The sequence below is a fragment of the Nocardia carnea genome, assembly GCF_029868325.1.
GTDB classification, from domain to species: Bacteria; Actinomycetota; Actinomycetes; order Mycobacteriales; family Mycobacteriaceae; genus Nocardia; species Nocardia carnea_C.
Map to the genome: position 1 here is coordinate 42,548 of NZ_JARWNW010000308.1, position 19,295 is coordinate 61,842.

A 19,295-nucleotide genomic window follows, 5' to 3' on the forward strand; every position below is an offset into this window, starting at 1 on the left:
TCTCATGCTCGCCGACCACGTCGATCTCGCCGGTTTACGTCATCACGGTGATGTGGAAGCTGCGCCGGGTCTGCTCGATTTCGCGGTGAACGTCCAGGGCAGCGGGCCACCGGAATGGTTGCGGAAGCGGCTGGCGGCGGCCCTGGATTCGCTCGGACGGTATCCGTCGGCCGAAGACGACCGCCTGGCCCGGGAGGCGGTAGGTGCCCGGCACGGGATCGATCCCGCCGAGGTGCTGACACTGGCCGGCGGAGCGGAGGGATTCGCACTGCTACCACGTCTGCGCCCGCGGCTGGCGGCGGTGGTGCACCCGTCGTTCACCGAACCGGAGCTCGCCCTGCGGGAGGCGGGGATCCCGGTGACGCGGGTCGTGCTGGACCCGCCCTACACCCTCGACCCGGCGCTGGTGCCCGAGGAAGCCGACCTGGTGGTCGTCGGCAACCCCACCAATCCCACCTCGGTGTTGCATCCGGCGCGGACCCTGCGCGCGCTGCAGCGCCCGGGGCGGATCGTGGTGGTGGACGAGGCGTTCATGGACGCGGTACCCGGGGAAGCGGAATCGCTGGCCGCGGAAGCCGGCGACGGATTGCTGGTGCTGCGCAGCCTCACCAAGACCTGGGCGCTGGCGGGATTGCGCTGCGGATATCTCCTCGGTGCACCCACGGTGCTGCAGCGACTCGTGCAGGGGCGCGCGCATTGGCCGCTGGGCACACTCCAACTCGCGGCGATCACCGCGACGGCATCGCCGCAGGCCCTGGCGGAAACGGCGGACCGCGCGCAGCGGATCACGCGTGACCGGGAAGCAATGGCCGGGCGGTTGACCGCGGCCGGGATCCGGGTCGGCTCCCCGGCAGCGGCCCCGTTCCTGCTGCTGGAGGTCCGGGACGGGGAACTGGTGCGCAAGCATCTAAGGCAGCAGGGGGTCGCTGTGCGGCGCTGCGATACCTTCCCGGGGCTGGGGCCGGATCATCTCCGGGTCGCGGTGCGTTCGGCCGCGGAGGTCGATCGCCTTGTCGGGGCTTTACGCGCCGCCGGAATCGCCGGTTGAACGATTTCACAGCAAACCGATCGCTCGGCGCTGACACGAGGCGCTGCCCGCTGTAGCCGCGAGGGTTGTGCCCGGGGGTGGTGCGATACCTTCCCGGGGCTGGGGCCGGATCATCTCAGGGTCGCGGTGCGCTCGGGCGCGGAGGTCGGCCGGCTCGTCGGTGACCTGCGTGCCACCGGGATCTCGGGTCGACGGCTTCTCCCATACGGATTCCCCGCACCGAGGCGAGCACCAGGCGTCGCCCATCATTGTCGCGCGTTGTGACTCCGACGCTTTCGAGGGGTGTACCCGCTGCGGAAATCACCCGCGCCGGCGACAGATGCTGCGAGTACCGGCCGCGCCACGCTGATACCGCCCGGACCGATTATCGTTGCCGGTTCGGGAATCCACCCGGTACCGCGGGGAGACCGAACTCCGCGCTCTCGGGCGTCGGAGCTTGCCGCCTCCGGACGCGGCGGAGTGGACGCGGGCCGGCCGACAGGTACCGGTTCGCCGGAAGTCGACGAAAGGTGTGGTGTGGCGAGGCTCGCGGAACTCATCGAGACGCTGGAGACGGCCTATCCGCCCCGGCTGGCCGAATCGTGGGATTCGGTGGGGCTGGTGTGCGGGGACCCGGGGGAGGATGTGCGGCGGGTGCTGTTCGCCGTGGATGTCACCGAGGCGGTGGTCGAAGAGGCTGTCACCTGGGGCGCCCAGGCGCTGGTGGCGCATCACCCGCTGCTGCTTCGGGGGGTGGACAGCGTGGCGGCCGACCGGCCGAAGGGCGCGCTGATCCACCGGCTCGTGCGTGCGGGCTGTGCGCTGTTCACCGCGCACACCAACGCCGATTCCGCCGACCCCGGAGTTTCCGATGCGCTGGCGGCGGCACTCGGCCTGACCGTCACCGGACCGCTCGAACCCCAACCGGTTCCGGCCGTGGACAAATGGAGTATCCAGGTGCCGGCCGATCACGCCGAAGCGGTGCTGGCCGCGCTGTTCGCCGCCGGGGCGGGCGGGTCCGGTGAGTACCGGGAGGCGGCGTGGCGGGTCACCGGAACCGGTCAGTTCCGGCCGCTGGACGGCGCGAACCCGGCCGTCGGCACGGTGGGCGAGCTGACCAGGGTGAGCGAGGACCGGATCGACGTCGTCGCCGCACCCCGCGACCGCAGCGCGCTCCTGGCGGCCCTGCGCGCCGCCCACCCCTACGAGGAACCCGCCTACCACGTCACCGAACGCGCCCAGCTACCCGGCAACCTCGGTCTCGGCCGCGTCGGAACACTGGCCGAACCGCTCACGCTGCGGGAGTTCACCGCCCGCGCGGCCGCCGCCCTACCGCAAACCACCTGGGGTGTGCGCGCCGCCGGCGACCCCGACCGCGTGCTGCGGCGGGTCGCGGTCTGCGGTGGTGCGGGGGATTCGCTGCTCGACGCCGCCGCCCGGCTCGGTGTCGACGCCTACCTCACGGCCGACCTGCGGCACCATCCCGCCGACGAACATCTGCGCCGGTCGGGTCCGGCGTTGATCGATGCCGCGCACTGGGCCACCGAGTTCCCGTGGTGCGCGCAGGCCGCGGAGGTGGTCGGAGCGGGTCTGCCGGAGCTGGAAACGCGGGTGTCGCGGGTGCGGACCGACCCGTGGACCGTCGGCTGCGGCGGCTGAGCCGCCCGGGCCGGATCGGGTCGCCGGGGTTGGGACCGGCGGCCGGTCGGCCCGTCCGGCGACCGAGTACGGTGGACGTTCTATCCGTCCACAGCGTGCAGGGAGTTCGTTCGCGTTGAATGTCGAACCATCGATTCAGGCCAAACTGCTGCGTCTCGCCGAGGTCGACACCGAGCTGACCCGGATCGCGCACCGGCGCAAAGTTCTGCCCGAACAGCAGGAGGTCGACCGGTTCGAGGCCGAGCGCAATGCGCAGAAGGACGCGGCCGTGGCGGTGGAGATCGTGCTCGACGATCTGGACCGCGATATCCGCAAACTCGAGGGCGAGGTCGACGCGGTCCGCAAACGCGAGGAACGCGACCGCGGGGTGCTCGAGGCGGGTTCGGTCGGCGCCAAACAGCTGTCGGAACTGCAGCACGAACTCGGCAGCCTGGAACGCCGTCGCTCGGTACTCGAGGACGAACTGCTCGAGGTGATGGAGCGGCGGGAGGCCTCCGCCGCCGATCACGAACACGCGGGCGCCCGGCTGGACAAGGCCGAATCCGAGCTCGTCGCCGCCCGCGAACGCCGCGACACGGCCGTGGCCGACCTCGACGCCGCCCAGCAGCGCTGCGAAACCGATCGCGCGAACCTCGTCGGTGACTTCCCGGAGGAGCTGCTGAGCATCTACGACCGGCAGCGCACCGACCGCGGGACCGGCGCGGCCCTGCTACAGGCTCGCCGGTGCGGGGCCTGCCGGATCGAAATCGACCGCGGGGAGATCGCGCGGATCGCCAAAACGGCACCCGATGTGGTGGTGCGCTGCCCCGAATGCGGTGCGGTACTGGTGCGGACCAAAGAATCCGGATTGTGAGTTCGGGCCCCGGCCGGGGTCGTGAGGTGGGCGCGGAGCGGGAGGCCGAATGAGCGTGCGTGAGGTGATCGTCGAGGCCGACGGGGGATCGCGGGGTAACCCGGGACCCGCGGGTTACGGCGCCGTGGTGTTCGACGCGGACCGGGTCGCGGTTCTGGCCGAACGTAAGGAAGCCCTCGGTGTCGCCACCAACAATGTCGCCGAATACCGGGGCCTGATCGCGGGGCTGGAAGCCGCGGCCGAACTCGGTGCGCGGGTGGTCGCGGTGCGGATGGATTCCAAACTCGTGGTCGAGCAGATGTCGGGGCGCTGGAAAGTCAAACATGCGGCGATGGTCCCGCTGGCCGATCGCGCCCGCCGCCTGGCCGCGGGATTCGACCAGGTGAGTTACCGCTGGATCCCGCGCGCCGAGAACTCGCACGCCGACCGGCTCGCGAACGAGGCCATGGACGATGGTGGACTGATCGAGGAGCTCCACGAGGCCGTCGCCGCCACCTCGGCGGGAAGTGGTGGCGCCGCCGGGAAATCGGTGGTGGACGCCACGTCCGCAGGCGCCGAGGCTCCGGGGCCTGCCGCCCGGTTCGCGGGTGCCGACCCGGTCGCCGATTCCCGCAGTGCCTCCGCCCGCCTTTCGGCGTCGCCGGGCTGGACCGGTGCGACCGGCCGCCCCACCCGGTTCCTGCTGCTGCGGCACGGGCAGACCGAACTCTCGGTGCAGCGGCGCTATTCGGGCCGGGGTAACCCGCCGCTCACCGCGGTGGGTCGCGAGCAGGCGGCGCGTGCGGCCAAAATGCTTGCCGCCAAAGGGGATATCGGTGCGGTGGTCACCTCACCACTCGGCCGTGCCCGGGAAACCGCCGAAGCCGCGGCCGCCGCGCTCGGGCTGGAGGTCCGGGTGATCGACGGGCTCACCGAAACCGATTTCGGCGAGTGGGAGGGCCTGACCTTCCGCGAAGCCGCCGAACGCGACCCGGACCTGCACGCCCGCTGGCTGGGCGACCCCTCCCTGCCCGCACCGGGCGGCGAGAGTTTCGACGCCGTCCGCGAACGCGTGGAGGACACCCGCCGCGACCTGGTGGCCCGGTATCCGGGCGCGAACATCGTGGTGGTCAGCCATGTCACCCCCATCAAAACGCTGCTGCAGCTGGCGCTGGGCGTCGGCCCGTCACTGCTGTACCGGCTGCATCTGGACCTGGCATCGCTGTCGCTGGCGGAGTTCTATCCGGACGGCGGATCATCGGTCCGGCTGGTCAACGATACGAGCTATCTCTGACCGGCTCCATCGTCGGCGGTGGTCGCCGACCGGGCAGTCCCCTGACCGTGGTAGACCAGGCCGATTGTGGCGGCATCAGGCCGGCACCGGGGCGTGCGGTTCACGCACCGCATCTCGCGACCGCAGGTAGCGGGCGGTGAAATCGTCGAGCGGATAGAAGAGTTCGATCGCCAGTTCCGACAGTGTCACATCGGCAGGCGCGCCGAAGGTGGCCATGGTGGCGAACAGGGACAGCTCGCCTTCGGGTGTGCGTATGCGTAACGGCACCTGGAACGGACCGGGTGCGGTCGAACCGGCTGTTTCGGTGTCCGCAGGCGGGGAGGGATAGCCGGCGACCTCGTCGTAGAGGTCCCGCAACCGTGGGTCTCCGGTGGTGTCGACCTGCCGCGCCAGGCGTTCCAGGAGTTGTTCGCGCACCTGCCGCGGGTTGGCCAGCCGGGCGGTGAGCCCCCGGGGATGCAGAACCAAACGGTAGACATTGGGTTGCCCCGTCAACAGATGCGGCTCTACCTCGTCCATCAAGACCGCCAGCGCCGCGTTTCCGGCGACCACATCCCACCAGCGGTCCACCGCGACGGCGGGATAGGGCTCATGCGCCACCAGCATATGGTCGAGTGCGGCGCGCGCCGAGGCCAGATGAGCGTCGTCCAGGCTGCTCTCCTGGTACGCCGGAGCGTACCCCGCGGCGACGAGCAATGTATTACGTTCGCGCAGCGGCACATCCAGGGTCCGGCACAACCGCAGGACCATATCCCGGCTCGGCGCTGCCCGCCCGGTTTCCACGCAGGACAGATGCCGGGCCGACGAGCCGGCAGCCAGCGCCAGGTCCAGCTGGCTCATCCGGCGCCGCTGCCGCCATTCCCGCAGGAGTCCGCCGATCCGGGACGGGCCGGTGCCCGTACGAGGTTCCACGGCGCGAGCGTATCGGGCGCCCGGGCACCGAGGCCATGACCTGTGGGGTCATTGAGGTGCTGACCCGCGGCGGGAACAGTCGCAGACGAAACCTCTGGACCGGAAGGCAGAAACATGAACACCGTGACAGTCCCCGCCCGCGCCGCTCGTGACGATCTGTTGCGCCGTGCCCTGCGTCTCGATGGTTGGGGCACAGGGGCTTTCGGCGTTCTGATGCTGGCTGCCGCGGTCCCGCTGCAGGACCCGCTGGGTTTACCGGCCGCCTGGTCGATCCCGTTCGGCGTGGCCATGCTCGGCGGTGCGCTGGTCCTGCTGCTCATCGCCGGCTACCCGTCTATCTCGCCGCGCCACGCGACGGCGGTGGTCGCGGTCAACGGTGTCTCCGTGCTGGGCATGCTCGCCCTGGCCGGGTCCGGACTGCTTCCACTCACCGCCGCGGGGGTTGTGTTCCTGCTGGCCGGTGCCGCCGTGGTTGCGGTATTCGCGACTGTCGAATATGTGGGGCTGCGCCGGATGCTCGGCTGAACCGGCGCCCGCCCCGGTGGTCAGCTCTGGGCCGAGTCGTCCTGTTTGATCGCCGAGACCTCGAACTCCAGCACGACCTTGTCCGATACCAGGACGCCGCCGGTCTCGAGCGCCGCGTTCCAGGTGATGCCCCAGTCCTTGCGGTTGACGGTGGTGGACCCCTCGAAACCGACCCGGACATTGCCGAACGGATCGTTGGCCTGTCCCTCGAAGGTGAACGGGATCGTGACCGGCCGGGTGACGCCCTTGATGGTGAGGTCGCCCGTGACGTCGAAGGTATCGGCGCCGGTGGGGGAGATCGCCGTCGAGCGGAAGGTGATTTCGGGGTATTCGTCGAGGCCCAGGAAGTCCAGCCCGCGGAGATGGTTGTCGCGATCGGCGTTGCGGGTATCGATGCTGGCGACCTGGATGGTGACCTCACCGGAGGAGTTCGCCGGGTTCTCGCTGTCGAAGTAGGCGCTGCCGGTGAACTCGTTGAACGAGCCGCGCACCTTGGTCACCATCGCGTGCCGGGTGACGAAACCGACCCGGGTGTGGGTGGGATCGAGGGTGTAGGTGCCGCTGAGTTCTTTCAGGTTCGTTGCGCTGGTCATCGGGGTCCTCCGGTTCGAAGAAGTAGTTGATGTGTCATACATATGGTGCGGCCAGGTTGGTGATATGTCAACTACTGGGTTACGCTGGTCATATGACCGAGACGCGATGGCTCGATGAACGGGAGAGCCGAGCCTGGCGCGGCTACCTGACGATGCACACCCAGCTGGTCGCCCGGCTCCACCGGCAGCTGCAACACGACTCCGGGCTGTCGCTCTCCGATTTCGAGGTACTGGTCCGGCTCACCGACGAGCCGGAACCCCGGATGCGGGTAGGCGAGCTGGGGCAGATCATGCAATGGGAGAAGAGCCGGCTGTCGCACCATCTCGGCCGGATGCAGAAGCGTGGGCTGGTACGTCGCGAGGACTGCCCCGACGACGCCCGCGGCGCCTATATCGCGCTCACCGAACAGGGTCGCACTGCGATCGAGCAAGCCGCGCCGGGGCATGTGGAAACCGTGCGCGAGCTCCTTTTCGACGCGCTCACCGACGAGCAGGTGGAAGCGTTCGGTGCCATCGTCGGCCGTATCCTCGAACGACTCGACAACGTGCCATAGACGACCTGCCCGATCTGCGCGATGCCGGGGTCTCGGCTGCCATCGTCGGCTTGCCGCCGCGACGCAAGTGTCGCTCAGCTGTGTGCGCCGGCGCAGCACAGGCGTCGGGCCGCCGGCCACACGTCACCGTGAGTTATCGGTTCGGCGAACGCCGTACTCGGCCCAGGTGGACGGGTGGTGCCCCGCTCCCGGCCTCGTCACGCCTCGTAGGTGTGGATCTCGGTGGCCTTGAGTGCCGCCCACAGCTTCGTCCCGGGCGTGATCCGGAGTTCGGCGACTGTGGCGGGGGTGATATCGGCCAGTGCCGGCACCGCGCCATCGAGGCGCACCCGCACGGTATGGGCGTGCTGTTCGAGACCCGCCACGGTCACCGGCCACGTATTGCGCGGGCTCCCGCCGGGGCGCTCCGGATGCAGGCCGACGGCCGACGGTGCGAAAGTCAGATATACGGGGCCGGTGGCCGGTTCGGCGACGGTGAGTTCACCACCGCCGTCGAGCTGCACCCGGTTATCCGCCGCGGTCCCGCGGAACAGGTTGAGCCCCACCAGGTCCGCTACATAATCCGAGCGCGGCCGCCGCGCGACCTCGGCCGGCGGTCCCTGCTGGACCACGGCACCGTTTTCTACGATCACCAGCCGATCGGCGAGCACCATCGCGTCCAGTGGATCATGGGTGACCAGTAGCGTATGCCCGGGATAATCACCGAGATGGTGGGACAGTTCGGCCCGCACCCGCACCCGGGTGGCGGCGTCCAGCGCGGCCAGCGGTTCGTCCAGTAACAGCAGAGCCGGGTCGACGGCGAGGGCCCGCGCCAGTGCGACCCGCTGCGCCTGACCGCCCGAGAGTTCGCGCGGCCGGGTCCGGGCGTAGTCGGCCAGCCCCACCCGGTCCAGCCAGTGCGCGGCCCGTTCGCGGGCCGCTGCCCGCCGCATACCGCGGGCGCGGGGCCCGAAGGCGACGTTGTCGAGGGCGTCGAGGTGGGCGAAGAGAAGGTAGTCCTGGAACACCACACCGACCGAGCGCCGGTCGGCCGGAACGAATTCGGTCGGAGGTGCGTCCCAGACTTGTTCGTTCAGGTGGATCGAACCCGCGGTCAGCGGGGTCAGCCCGGCCAGCGCCCGCAGTGCAGTGCTCTTCCCGGCGCCGTTGGGGCCGAGTAGTGCGACGACCTCCCCGGGATCGAGGGTGAGGTCCAGGTCGAGAGTGAAATCGCCGCGGGTGACCCGCAATTGCGCCGCGAGCGTCACAGTGCCCCCCGGATCCAGCGTTCCCGCAGCGCCGCCAGCACGACCACCGACACCAGCAGCAATACCAGGCTGAGCACGATGGCGGCGGCCGGATCGGTTTCCAGCGCCAGATACACCGCCAGCGGCATCGTCGTGGTGCGGCCCGGGAAGTTACCGGCGAAAGTAATGGTGGCGCCGAATTCGCCGAGCGCGCGAGCCCAGCACAGCACGGTTCCGGCCACCACTCCGGGCAGGATCGAGGGCAGGGTTACGCGGCGGAAGGTGAGCCAGCGGGAAGCGCCGAGAGTCGCGGCCGCCTCCTCGTATCGGGGGTCGGCGCCGCGTAGCGCGCCCTCCACGGAGATAACCAGGAACGGCATGGCGACGAACGCTTCGGCCACCACCACCCCGGCGGTGCTGAACGGCAGCGCGATCCCGAACCAGTCGTAGAGGTACTGGCCGATCACGCCGCGCCTCCCCAGGACGAGCAGTAGCGCCACACCGCCGACCACGGGCGGCAACACCAGCGGCACGGTGACCAGCGCGCGGATCAGCCCGCGCCCGGGCAGGTCACCGCGAGCCAGCAGCCAGGCGAGCGGGATCCCCAGCAGCAGGCACAGCACCGTGGCCAGACTGGCGCATACGAGCGAGAGCCGCAGCGCCTGCCCGACTTCCGCGCTGAACAACCGTTCCGGAAGCCCCTGCCACGGTGCGCGGATCAGCAGCCCCGCCAGCGGGACCATCAGGAACAGCAGGCCCAGCACAGCGGGCACCAGTAGCACCAGCGGGCGCCGTCCGCGCACGGCCCGGCGCCGGCGCAGGGTGGTCATGCGGGAGGGCGGCGTTGCCGGCAGCAGCTTCGATGGGTGGTCCGGCTGCGGTCTCACTGCCGGGCGCTGCGGGGTCCCGCCACTCACGGAGCGTCGAAACCGGCCGTCGCGAAGACCGAACGAGCCTGCGGAGTCAGCGCGAAATCGACGAACGCCGCCGCGGCGGCCGGGTTCGGTGCCGCGGCCACCTGCCCCATCTGATAGTCGTTGATCGCCTCGCCCGATTCCGGGAATTCGATTCCGGTCACCTTTTCGCCCCCGGCTCGGATATCCGTGCGGTAGACCAATGCGGCATCCACCTCACCGAGCGTGACCTTCGTCAGTACCGCTTTCACATCCGGTTCCCGGGTATCGGGTTGCGGAGTGACACCGGCCGCGGCGAAGGCTTTATCGGCGGCCGCTCCACACGGCACCTGTTCGGCGCACAGCGCGATCCGCGGTTCGGGACGTCCGAAATCGGCGAGACCACTGATACTGCCCGGATTACCGGGCGGTACCGCGATTTCGAGACGGTTGCGGGCGAAGGTCACCGGCCCGCCGCTGATATCGCCGGAGACGACCACCTGTTCCATATTGTGCGGCGATGCCGAGGCGAACACATCGGCCGGTGCGCCCTGCCGGATCTGTTCGGCCAGTGCGGAACTGCCCGCGAAACTGAACACCACATCGACCTCCGGGTGGGCTTCCTCGAATTGCTCACCGAGCGTGGTGAACGCTTCGGTGAGCGAGGCCGCCGCAAACACCGTGAGCGTGCCGCCGAGCCCATCACCCGGCCCGCCGCTGGATTCGCCCCCGGAGTCCTCCGACGCACAGCCGGCCAGCGCAACCACCAGCGCGACCGCCGGGGCCAGCCGACGCAATACGCGACCTACCATCGTTTCCTCAGCTCTCCGGAATTTCGACGACCACATGCGTCGACTTCACCGACGCCACCGCGACACTGCCCACTTCGAGCCCGAGTTCTTCCACCGATTCCCGGCTCAGCAGCGATACCAGCCGGAACGGCCCGGCCTGCATCTCCACCTGCGCCATCACGGTATCGGTGAGCACCCTGGTCACAATGCCACGCATCCGGTTGCGAGCCGAGGCTGCCACGGTTACGCCCGGTTCGGGCGCGTCGGCGATCTCCCGCGCGAACTCGGCCAGATCCTGCCCGCGGACTCCCTTGCGCCCGTTCTCCAACTGGACCGACGGCAGCCGACCTTGGTCGATCCAGCGCCGGACGGTGTCGTCACTGACACCGAGCAGTCCGGCGGCATCCTTGATCCGCAGATACGTCACATCAAGGACTATATCCCCGCATATGCGGTTCTTCACGGTAGTTTTGCCGACGTGACCGAAGAAGCCGTACGACGGTCGGCCCTCCGATCGACTGAAATCGGTCGCGGTATCCAGTGGTCAATGCCGGTGGAGGGCTGACAGTGACAATGCCATCTCGTTTTCGCGCCGCGGGTCGTCGGCGCTGCACGGCCGGCCGGCGCCGGTGCGGGTGAACCCGTTGCGCAGGTACAACTGCTCGGCGGCCCGGTTGCCGTCGAGCACCCACAACCGCAGCTCCCGGTGCCCGGCTGCACGCGCCCACCCGGCCACCGCATGCACGAGCCGATCGGATATACCGGTCCGCCGGGCCGGGGGAGCGGTCCACATCGACACCAGCTCGGGCCTGCCGGCGGTGACGATCACACCCGCCGAACCCACCGGCCCGGACTCCGTCACGGCGACGAAGAACGGATACCGGCGGGCCGTCCACTCCCGCCACTGCTGTTCGGTCCATTGCGCGGCGTCGGCATGGGTGGTGGAGAAGGTGCCCGGCGGCGACCCGGCGAGCGCGTCCAGCCGCACCGTCCGCGCTGTCGGCCATTCGTCCGGCCCGATCGTTCGTATCACCATGCCCGAATGCTCCGCCGGAAAGCGCTATGCGGCAAACGATTTACTCGTTTCAGATGTCTTGCCGCACCAACTCCGACACCGGGCTGATCCTGGTTCCGAATGCCGACCACAGCGTCCCGTCGGTCATCCGGCGCAGCGTGAACCGATACTTGCCGTAGCACGCACGCGATACCGGCGACAACCGTGCCCGGCCGACCACACGGTAAGGGTTCCCGTCGATCCGTACGCTCTGCTCCATGCCTGCTCGCCCCTCTCACCGTTGCTGATGATGTCGAGCGCCACAGTGGCAGGAGCGTGCTGAAAGACACCTGAAACCAGCTGAAAGCCCTTTCAGACTCGCCGACTGCACGAGTCCAGTCCTCGACCGTCCTGTGCCGCCGTGCCCACTCGGTTACCGTGAGACCCATGACGATCGAGCCGACGCCCGAACATCTTCCCGCATTGCGGGCCGGAGATGCCGATCGCGAGCGGGCCGCCTCGATCGTTCAGGCTGCGTTCGCCGAGGGGCGGCTGGAACTGGCCGAGTTCGATGAGCGGATCGCAGCCGTCTATGCCGGTCGGACCGTGCCGGAACTGGAGACACTCACCGCCGACCTGGTACCGGCCGCCCACGGAAGCCGGACCGATCGGCTCGTCCTGCGATCCACCGGCAGCTCGGTGAAGCGCGAAGGGCAATGGCGCGTACCGCCGCAGATCGTGGTCGAAACCGAACACGGCGCCGTCCGTCTCGACTTCACCGAGGCCGTGCTGCGCTCACCGGAGGTGTGGGTGGAGGTGAAATCCGCGCACGGATCGATTGTTCTGATCGTTCCCCCGGGCTGGAGCGTCGATATAGACGAAGTGACCAGCGAGTGGGGCAACGTGGCCAACAAAGCGGGCCCGCCGGTTTCCGGTCTGCCACTGCTGCGGGTCTCCGGGGTGGTCCAGCACGCGAAGGTCACCGTCCGGCATCCCGAGCGCCGCTGGTGGTGGCCGTTCGGTGCACGCGCGAACAATCGGTGAGGCGCCGGCGGACTCTTGGATTACTGCGGCGACAGCGCCCGGCCGGTCGGCCGCGGTTGTCAGTTCTGGGGGTCGGACGGTTCCTGCGGCTGGATTTCGAGGGTCCCGCCGGCCGGGAACAGGATCGGGCTCAGGAGATATTGTGCGCGTTCGGGGGTGGGCGAATTGCTCAGGCGTGGAAGGATTGCCGCGCGTAGATCGTCGATCAGCTCCGCAACTTCCGTGGGGGAGAGCCATACCCCGTGCTGCCGGTATCCCACCAGGTCGGCACCGGGGTCGGCGTCCGGGCGGTCGAGATAGGAGTTGAATTCGGCGAGCAGGGTGGCCATGGCGGCGGCGAATACCGCGCGGTGGTCGTCGGGGGTCACCGATGCCATGGTGTCCGCGTCGATGGTGGCGCGGTCGCGGCGTAGGCGGTAGGCGCGTTCCACGGCGCCGCGCACCCGGTGTTCGTCGGCGACCTCGAGCACGCCGGCGGTGGTGAGTAGATCGACGTGGCGATAGACGGTCGCCTTCGATACGCCGGTCAGGCGGGCGCACAGCTGGGTGGTGGTGCAGGTCTGTCCGCCGGACAGGGCGTGCACGATCCGTAATCGCACCGGATGCGCCAGCAGCTCCAGGGAATCCATGATGCCTATGTTCTCACTTATGATACCGTTCGCAAAGTTGAGAATTGAAGATCGGTGTGGAGGCCGTCATGGATTCAGTCGAACCGGCTGTTGCGGATACCGGAGTGTGGCAGCCGCCTGCGTATGCGGACCCGGAGTCGTTTGTCGAGCAGGAGGTGACGGTGGGCTCGGGTCCGTGGGCTGTGCCGGGCACCGTCGCCCTGCCCCGCGGGGAGGGGCCGTTTCCGGCGGCCGTGCTACTGGCCGGTGGTGGACCGTTCGACCGGGACGGCACAGCGGGTCCGAACAAGAATCTGAAGGATATTGCGTGGGGGCTGGCCAGTCGTGGTGTGGCGGTGCTGCGCTTCGACAAGGCCACCTACGCGCACCGCGACCGGGTCGCCGCCACACCCGATTTCACGCCGACCGACGAATACGTTCCGCATGCCGTCGCAGGGATCGAGACACTGCGCGGCCTGGCCGCAGTCGACGGTGATCGTGTGTACGTGATCGGCCACAGCATGGGTGGCAGGTTCGCGCCGCGCGTGGCCGCCGCCGAACCCGCGGTGGCCGGGCTGGTCGTCCTCGCCGGCGACACAGTGCCGATCCAGTGGTCGATGGTTCGCGTGATCGACCATCTGACACGGGTAGACCCGGCGACTGCTGCCGCCCTCCCTACCGTGGAGCTCGCCACCGAACACGCGGAACTGGTGGACAGCCCGGAACTTTCGCCCACCACGCCCAGCGACAAGTTGCCGTTCGGGATGCCCGCCCCGTATTGGCTGGATATGCGTGCCTACGACCCGGTGGTGGTGGCCGCGGCACTGGACATCCCCATGCTGTTCATGCAGGGCGAACGCGACTATCAGGTCACCGTGGACGCCGATCTGGCCGGATGGCGGGCCGGTCTGGCCGGCCGCCCGGGCGTCTCGACCCGCACCTATCCGGCCGACGACCACATGTTCTTCCCCGGAACCGGCCCGTCGATGCCCGCGGACTACACGCGACCGCACCATGTGGACCCGGAGGTCGTGGCGGATATTGCCGACTGGATGAGATCGCACGGCTGATGCGTTGCGCCACAGCAGAGAGGGTGAGGAGGACTGATGCGAATCTCCCTGCTGGATCGGGCACGGACACGTAGCGGTGAGTCCGATACCGCTGCCGTGGCCACCACGGTGGAGCGGGCGGTGCGGGCGGATGAGCTCGGGTTCGAGCGTTTCTGGACTGCGGAACATCACGCGGTACCGGGGATCGCCGGCGCGGCGCCCACCCTGTTGCTCGCGGCGATCGGGGCACGCACCCGCAACATCCGGGTCGGTACGGGCGGAATCATGGTTCCGAATCACAGCCCGCTGGTAGTTGCGGAGCAGGCGCTACTGCTCGAGGCGCTCTATCCGGGCCGGGTCGATATCGGGCTCGGTGGTTCGCTCGGGTTCACGGCGCCGGTCCGCCGGGCGCTGGGGCGAACGACCCTGCGTGCGGGCGAGTACGAGGCCGATATCGCGGAGATCCGCTCCTATCTGAACGGAGACGCCGATATCACGGTCAGGCCGCGGGTCGAGCCGCCGCCGGTGTTCCTGCTCGCCATCAAGGACGGGCTGTCGCTGGCCGCCGAGCTGGGATTGCCCGCGGTGATCGGAGGACCGCTGCTGCGGGACACGAAGGCGATCGACGCCTATTTCCGGGATTTCCGTCCCGGCGCCCGTACACCGGACCCATACCTGATGGTGAGTGTCGATATCTCCGTTGCGGAGACCGCCGAGCGAGCCCGGGATCTTCTGCTACCGGAGGCCTGGGCCTTCGCCGACTCCCGCGATGTCGGGGAATTCCGTGCACTGCAGCCGGTCGAGGATGTACGACGCATGCTCGGTAGCGCGCGCACGAAGAAGGCCGACGCTGTGAACGGGTGGATGGACGCGGCGGTTTCGGGCACCCCTGATGTGGTGGCCGAAACGCTCACGAACCTTCTCGAACGAACCGGCGCTTCCGAAATCCTTGCGAGCGTGAGTGCCTACGATCGCGACGACGTCGGGAAAACCGACGAGTTCCTCGCCTCGCTGCATGACCGATAGCGAATCCGACGGTGCGCACCGGGCTCGCAGTCTGCGGCCGACCCCGGCGCACCAGCACCGGGGTCGGATCGGGATCGGCGGGATGGTGTGGTTGTCCTGGAAACCACCCCGCCGACACCGAGGTCAGTCCTGCGGCCCGCCTGCCACATAGATGACCTGCCCGGACACGAAACCCGCACCCTCACTGACGAGGAACGACGCGGTGTTCGCGATATCCTCCGGCCGGCCGACCCGCTGCACCGGGATCTGCGCGGCGGCGGCCTTCTGGAAGTCCTCGAAATCGACGCCGACCCGAGCGGCGGTGGCCGCGGTCATATCGGTGACGATGAAACCGGGTGCGATCGCATTGGCGGTGACACCGTATTTGCCCAGTTCGAAGGCCAGGGTTTTGGTGAAGCCCTGCATGCCGGCCTTGGCCGCGGAGTAGTTGACCTGGCCGCGGTTGCCCTGCGCCGAAGTGCTGGACATATTGACGATACGACCCCACTTCTGCTCGACCATGTACTTCTGGGTCGCCCGGGTGAGCAGGAAGGCCCCGCGCAGATGCACGCCCAGCACGGTGTCCCAGTCGTCGACGCTCATCTTGAACAGCAGGTTGTCGCGCAGGACGCCGGCATTGTTGACCACCACGGTGGGTTCGCCGAGATCGGCGGCCAATCGCTCGACCGCCGCGTTCACCGAATCCTCTTTGCTCACATCGGCGCCGAGCGCGAGCGCCTGCCCGCCGGCGGCGGTGATTGCCGAAACCGTGTCGGCGCAGGCGGTTTCGTCGAGGTCGAGAACCCCGACTTTCATCCCGTCGGAGGCCAGCCGTTTGGCGATGGCGGCCCCGATCCCCCGGGCGGCGCCGGATACCACTGCGATCCTGTCGGCCATACGTTCGAATCCTCTCCTGTGGGCGGTAGTTCTTACGCCATCTAACAACGTGCGGGGGCCGGGAGCGAGGGGATGCCGGGACAAGATCTCTCCGGTGATGCTGTGCCGGTCGGACAGTGCCCGGCACGGCCGGTGGTTCTACCGCTACGTGCGCACCGATCCGGTGGTCAGAGTGTGCGGATGCGGGCGCAGACGGTGCGGTAGATCGAGGCCAGGTCGGAATTGCCGCCGCCCGGTGCGCAGGCCTCGACCCATTCCTCGAATGCGAGCTGCACCGAGAGCTGTGCGACCTGGACGATCGTCCGCACCCGGGACCGGTCGGCGGCCGGGCATCGTCCTTCGATGAGCGTCATCGAACGTTTGGCGTTGTCCGCGTAATGGGCGACGGCGGCCTTGCTGAGAGTGGCGTCGGCCGAGACCAGCTTCTGGATCCGCAGGGCGGTCGCGGCGACTTCGCTCTGTTCGTCGTTGCGGATGCCCTCCATCACCCGCTCGATCGCGGTCTCCATTTCGGTGAGCGACAGCGATTGCATATCCGCGGTTTCGAGGCAGCCGTGCACGGCCTCGTCGAAACCGAACGAGTCGAACAGGACGCATTCTTCTTTCGTCGCGAAGTAGCGGAAGAACGTCCGCTGGGAAATACCTGCCGCGCGGGCGATCTCCTCGCTGGTGGTGTGGTCGACACCCTGCCGTTCGAACAGGGCGAGGGCGGCCTCCCGGATCTCGATACGGGTGGCGTTCCGGCGTCGCGCACGCAAGTCGAGGGGCGGCGTAGCAGAGAGCACGGGCCACAGGGTACTTCCTCGCGGTCGCGGCGGGGCAATCAATGCCAATATGTCAGCGACTGTCATTTTTGTTAGGGTGGCTCGGTAACAGCGGCACTATCGAGCGGATAAACCCACGTGACAGACAACTCGGTGGCGACGACAACCGACGACACGGACCACGACGGCGGGCGTGCCCCGGGGGCGTTCCTGCTGATCGGGATCTTGCTCATCGCGGCATTCGTCGTAATCCTCAACGAGACCATCCTCAGCGTGGCCCTGCCGACCCTGATGGTGGACCTCGAGATCAGCGCGGCCACCGCGCAGTGGCTGACCAGCGGCTTCCTGCTGACCATGGCGATCGTGATCCCCGCGACCGGATTCATCCTGCAGCGGTTCGCGTTGCGTGCGATCTATATCGCCGCGATGTCGCTGTTCAGCGGCGGCACAGTGATCGCGGCGCTGGCGCCCGGATTCGAAGTTCTGCTCATGGGGCGGATCGTGCAGGCCGTGGGTACGGCGCTGATGATCCCGTTGCTGATGACGACCATTCTCAACCTGGTGCCCGAGCGGTCGCGCGGCAAGACGATGGGGCTGGTGTCGATTGTGATCTCGGTGGCTCCGGCCGTCGGGCCCACCGTATCCGGGCTCATCCTGCAGTCGCTGAGCTGGCGGGCGATGTTCTGGATCGTGCTGCCGTTCGCCGTGCTCGCTCTGGTGCTGGGCGGAATGTTCATCCGCAACGTGACCGAACCGCGCAAGGCGCATCTCGACTACCTCTCCGTACCGCTGGCCGCACTCGGCTTCGGCGGGCTCGTCTTCGGGTTGAGCAGTATCGGCGAATCGGCCTCCGGGCATGCGCCGATCCCACCGTGGGTATCGCTCACGGTCGGCGCGGCCGCGCTGGCGCTCTTCATCGTGCGCCAGCTGAAACTGGTGGACCGGGGCCGGGCGCTGCTCGATCTGCGAACGTTCGCGGTCGGCCCCTTCCGGCTCGCCGTCACCCTGATGGCGTGCCTGATGCTGAGCCTGTTCGGCGCACTCATCATCCTGCCGATGTACCTGCAGAACGTGCTCGGCAAGGACGTCCTCACCACCGGGCTGGTCCTGCTGCCCGGTGGACTGGTCATGGGTTTGCTGGCCCCCGGTGTCGGGGCCCTGTTCGACCGGTGGGGTGCCCGGCCGCTGGTGCTGCCCGGCACCATGGCCCTGAGTGCGGGGTGCTGGATTCTGGCCACCCTCGACGAGAATTCCTCGATCGCGCTGGTGATCACCGCGCATGTGATCGTGAGTGCGGGCATCAGCTGCGGGTTGACACCGTTGATGACTTCGGCGCTGGGTTCGCTTCCGCCCGAGCTGTACTCCCACGGCAGTGCGACCGTTAGCACCGTGCAACAGGTCGCGGGTGCGGCCGGTACCGCGCTGTTCATCACGCTGATGACCCGCGGTACCGAATCGGCGCTCGGGGAGGGCGCTGAGCCGATCGCGGCTGCTGCCGACGGTGTGCACACCGCCTTCCTGGTTGCGGCAGTGCTGTCGCTGGTGTTGATCGCTGCGGCAGCGATGGTTCGCTCACCGAAGCAGCCGGGCGCGACCGAAGAGAGCGACCCATTGACGAAGGTGGCGCACTGAGGACAGTGACGTAACGAGGTCGGTGACGTAGGGGACCTCGCAGTACCCCGGAATTCCCTGGTACCGGAATTCCGGGGTACTGCGCAATTCACCTAGGTGTGGGAAACCCGCACTCCCGTAGGCACGTTCGCGCCCTTATGCTCGGGAAGTCCTGTCGCCTGCAAGTTTGGAATGTGATGACCGATCCTCAGCCGCCCTTCGACCTGTCCAAAGGGCAGCAGTACCCGCCGGGACAGCAGTACCCGCCCGGCCAGCAGTACGCATCGGGGCAGCAGTACCCACCGGGGCAGCAGTTCGCAGCGGGGGAGCAGTATCCGTCCGGCCAGCAGTACGCGCCGGGCCAGCAGTTCCCGCAGGGGCAGCAGTTCCCGCAGCAGGGACAGCAATACCCGCAGGGGCAGCCGTATCCGTCGCAGCCGGATTTCGGTGGGCAGCCGCAGTTCGGTGCACCGCAGCAGGGTTACGCCTACCCGGGGCAGCAGCCCTACGGTGCCCCGGTGGGGGCTCCGGTATCGCCCGCCGATGCGAAGATGTGGGCCATGCTGGCGCATCTGGGCAGTATTCTGCTCGGCTGGATCGCGCCGTTGATCGTCTGGCTGATGTACAAAGACCGTGACGAGTTCGTCCGCCGCCATGCGGTGCACGCGTTGAACTTCCAGATCCTGCTGTTCATCAGCATGATGGTGTCGGCGTTGCTGTCGATCATCCTGATCGGGCTCATCCTGCTGCCGATCGTCTGGATTCTGGGACTGGTCTTCTCGATCATGGCCGGTATCGCGGCCAACAAGGGCGAGGAGTACAAGTACCCGATCAATGTCTCGTTCGTGAAGTGAGCGGATGCGGGCCGGTGTTCGCCGGCCCGCATCCCGGCCGCGGTTCCGGGAAGGCGGAGTTGCCCCGTTACGCGGGCCGTTTGAAGGCCGGTGTTCCGCGGGGGGGGTCTGGGTGGGGGGGTGGGGGGGGGGCGGGGACAGGTAGGGGGATAAGTTTTACGAA

22 protein-coding genes are annotated in these 19,295 nt (G+C 68.4%); 11 read left to right on the forward strand and 11 right to left on the reverse strand.

The features are described 5' to 3' along the window. Positions 1–4: 4 nt before the first annotated feature. From cobC to QH196_RS30160, 4 genes are all read left to right on the forward strand, one after another. Positions 5–1,048 (forward strand): Rv2231c family pyridoxal phosphate-dependent protein CobC, encoded by a 1,044-nt coding sequence (cobC, locus tag QH196_RS30145; RefSeq protein WP_280419241.1) that lies wholly within the window; start codon positions 5–7, stop codon positions 1,046–1,048. A gap of 516 nt (positions 1,049–1,564) precedes the next feature. Next, positions 1,565–2,686, forward strand: coding sequence for a Nif3-like dinuclear metal center hexameric protein (locus QH196_RS30150; RefSeq protein WP_280419242.1), 1,122 nt, complete (start codon positions 1,565–1,567; stop codon positions 2,684–2,686). Between the two features lie 115 nt (positions 2,687–2,801). Continuing rightward, the gene (locus QH196_RS30155) at positions 2,802–3,539 is read left to right on the forward strand and encodes a zinc ribbon domain-containing protein (RefSeq protein WP_280419243.1); all 738 of its coding nucleotides are present in this window, start codon (positions 2,802–2,804) and stop codon (positions 3,537–3,539) included. Between the two features lie 49 nt (positions 3,540–3,588). Then, positions 3,589–4,812: a bifunctional RNase H/acid phosphatase gene (locus QH196_RS30160; protein WP_280419244.1), complete on the forward strand. Its 1,224-nt coding sequence runs from the start codon at positions 3,589–3,591 to the stop codon at positions 4,810–4,812. A gap of 75 nt (positions 4,813–4,887) precedes the next feature. Here the strand turns inward: QH196_RS30160 and QH196_RS30165 are convergent, their stop codons facing one another. Then, entirely contained in the window at positions 4,888–5,724 is an 837-nt protein-coding gene (locus QH196_RS30165; RefSeq protein ID WP_280419245.1) for a helix-turn-helix domain-containing protein, read from the reverse strand. A gap of 114 nt (positions 5,725–5,838) precedes the next feature. Here QH196_RS30165 and QH196_RS30170 point away from each other — a divergent pair, with 114 nt between their 5' ends. Further along, positions 5,839–6,249, forward strand: a complete 411-nt coding sequence (locus QH196_RS30170; RefSeq protein ID WP_280419246.1) for a hypothetical protein — start codon at positions 5,839–5,841, stop codon at positions 6,247–6,249. Positions 6,250–6,269: 20 nt separating this feature from the next. Here QH196_RS30170 and QH196_RS30175 read toward each other — a convergent pair whose 3' ends face one another. Continuing rightward, positions 6,270–6,842: a YceI family protein gene (locus tag QH196_RS30175; protein ID WP_280419247.1), complete on the reverse strand. Its 573-nt coding sequence runs from the start codon at positions 6,840–6,842 to the stop codon at positions 6,270–6,272. Positions 6,843–6,934: 92 nt separating this feature from the next. On the opposite strand from QH196_RS30175, the gene QH196_RS30180 reads away from it, so the two are divergent. Next, complete coding sequence (locus QH196_RS30180) at positions 6,935–7,396, forward strand: MarR family winged helix-turn-helix transcriptional regulator (protein ID WP_280419248.1); 462 nt, start codon at positions 6,935–6,937, stop codon at positions 7,394–7,396. 197 nt (positions 7,397–7,593) lie between these two features. Here the strand turns inward: QH196_RS30180 and QH196_RS30185 are convergent, their stop codons facing one another. From QH196_RS30185 to QH196_RS30210, 6 genes are all read right to left on the reverse strand, one after another. Further along, positions 7,594–8,643 (reverse strand): sulfate/molybdate ABC transporter ATP-binding protein, encoded by a 1,050-nt coding sequence (locus QH196_RS30185; protein WP_280419249.1) that lies wholly within the window; start codon positions 8,641–8,643, stop codon positions 7,594–7,596. Next, positions 8,640–9,452, reverse strand: a complete 813-nt coding sequence (modB, locus tag QH196_RS30190; RefSeq protein ID WP_280419250.1) for a molybdate ABC transporter permease subunit — start codon at positions 9,450–9,452, stop codon at positions 8,640–8,642. The genes QH196_RS30185 and modB overlap by 4 nt, the downstream gene beginning before the upstream one ends. 83 nt (positions 9,453–9,535) lie before the next feature. Further along, positions 9,536–10,327, reverse strand: a complete 792-nt coding sequence (gene modA / locus QH196_RS30195) for a molybdate ABC transporter substrate-binding protein (protein WP_280419251.1) — start codon at positions 10,325–10,327, stop codon at positions 9,536–9,538. A gap of 7 nt (positions 10,328–10,334) precedes the next feature. Next, complete coding sequence (locus tag QH196_RS30200) at positions 10,335–10,733, reverse strand: TOBE domain-containing protein (protein ID WP_280419252.1); 399 nt, start codon at positions 10,731–10,733, stop codon at positions 10,335–10,337. Positions 10,734–10,850: 117 nt separating this feature from the next. Beyond that, the gene (locus tag QH196_RS30205; protein ID WP_280419253.1) at positions 10,851–11,342 is read right to left on the reverse strand and encodes a GNAT family N-acetyltransferase; all 492 of its coding nucleotides are present in this window, start codon (positions 11,340–11,342) and stop codon (positions 10,851–10,853) included. 49 nt (positions 11,343–11,391) lie between these two features. After that, positions 11,392–11,580, reverse strand: coding sequence for a hypothetical protein (locus tag QH196_RS30210; RefSeq protein WP_280419254.1), 189 nt, complete (start codon positions 11,578–11,580; stop codon positions 11,392–11,394). Positions 11,581–11,747: 167 nt separating this feature from the next. Here QH196_RS30210 and QH196_RS30215 point away from each other — a divergent pair, with 167 nt between their 5' ends. Beyond that, positions 11,748–12,344, forward strand: a complete 597-nt coding sequence (locus QH196_RS30215; protein ID WP_280419255.1) for a DUF1707 SHOCT-like domain-containing protein — start codon at positions 11,748–11,750, stop codon at positions 12,342–12,344. 59 nt (positions 12,345–12,403) lie between these two features. Here QH196_RS30215 and QH196_RS30220 read toward each other — a convergent pair whose 3' ends face one another. Beyond that, the gene (locus QH196_RS30220) at positions 12,404–12,973 is read right to left on the reverse strand and encodes a helix-turn-helix domain-containing protein (RefSeq protein ID WP_280419256.1); all 570 of its coding nucleotides are present in this window, start codon (positions 12,971–12,973) and stop codon (positions 12,404–12,406) included. A gap of 68 nt (positions 12,974–13,041) precedes the next feature. Between QH196_RS30220 and QH196_RS30225 the strand changes: the two genes are divergently transcribed. Both QH196_RS30225 and QH196_RS30230 read left to right on the forward strand, forming a co-directional pair. Beyond that, positions 13,042–14,022: an alpha/beta hydrolase family protein gene (locus QH196_RS30225; RefSeq protein WP_280419257.1), complete on the forward strand. Its 981-nt coding sequence runs from the start codon at positions 13,042–13,044 to the stop codon at positions 14,020–14,022. Positions 14,023–14,058: 36 nt separating this feature from the next. After that, complete coding sequence (locus QH196_RS30230; RefSeq protein ID WP_280419258.1) at positions 14,059–15,027, forward strand: MsnO8 family LLM class oxidoreductase; 969 nt, start codon at positions 14,059–14,061, stop codon at positions 15,025–15,027. A 123-nt stretch (positions 15,028–15,150) separates the two neighbouring features. Here the strand turns inward: QH196_RS30230 and fabG are convergent, their stop codons facing one another. Together fabG and QH196_RS30240 are read right to left on the reverse strand one after the other, a co-directional pair. Beyond that, positions 15,151–15,903: a 3-oxoacyl-ACP reductase FabG gene (gene fabG, locus QH196_RS30235; RefSeq protein WP_280419259.1), complete on the reverse strand. Its 753-nt coding sequence runs from the start codon at positions 15,901–15,903 to the stop codon at positions 15,151–15,153. A 167-nt stretch (positions 15,904–16,070) separates the two neighbouring features. Next, complete coding sequence (locus tag QH196_RS30240) at positions 16,071–16,688, reverse strand: TetR family transcriptional regulator (RefSeq protein WP_280419260.1); 618 nt, start codon at positions 16,686–16,688, stop codon at positions 16,071–16,073. 117 nt (positions 16,689–16,805) lie between these two features. On the opposite strand from QH196_RS30240, the gene QH196_RS30245 reads away from it, so the two are divergent. Beyond that, the gene (locus QH196_RS30245) at positions 16,806–18,299 is read left to right on the forward strand and encodes an MDR family MFS transporter (protein WP_280419261.1); all 1,494 of its coding nucleotides are present in this window, start codon (positions 16,806–16,808) and stop codon (positions 18,297–18,299) included. A 176-nt stretch (positions 18,300–18,475) separates the two neighbouring features. After that, the gene (locus QH196_RS30250) at positions 18,476–19,132 is read left to right on the forward strand and encodes a DUF4870 domain-containing protein (RefSeq protein WP_280419262.1); all 657 of its coding nucleotides are present in this window, start codon (positions 18,476–18,478) and stop codon (positions 19,130–19,132) included. The last annotated feature ends 163 nt before the right edge of the window (positions 19,133–19,295 follow it).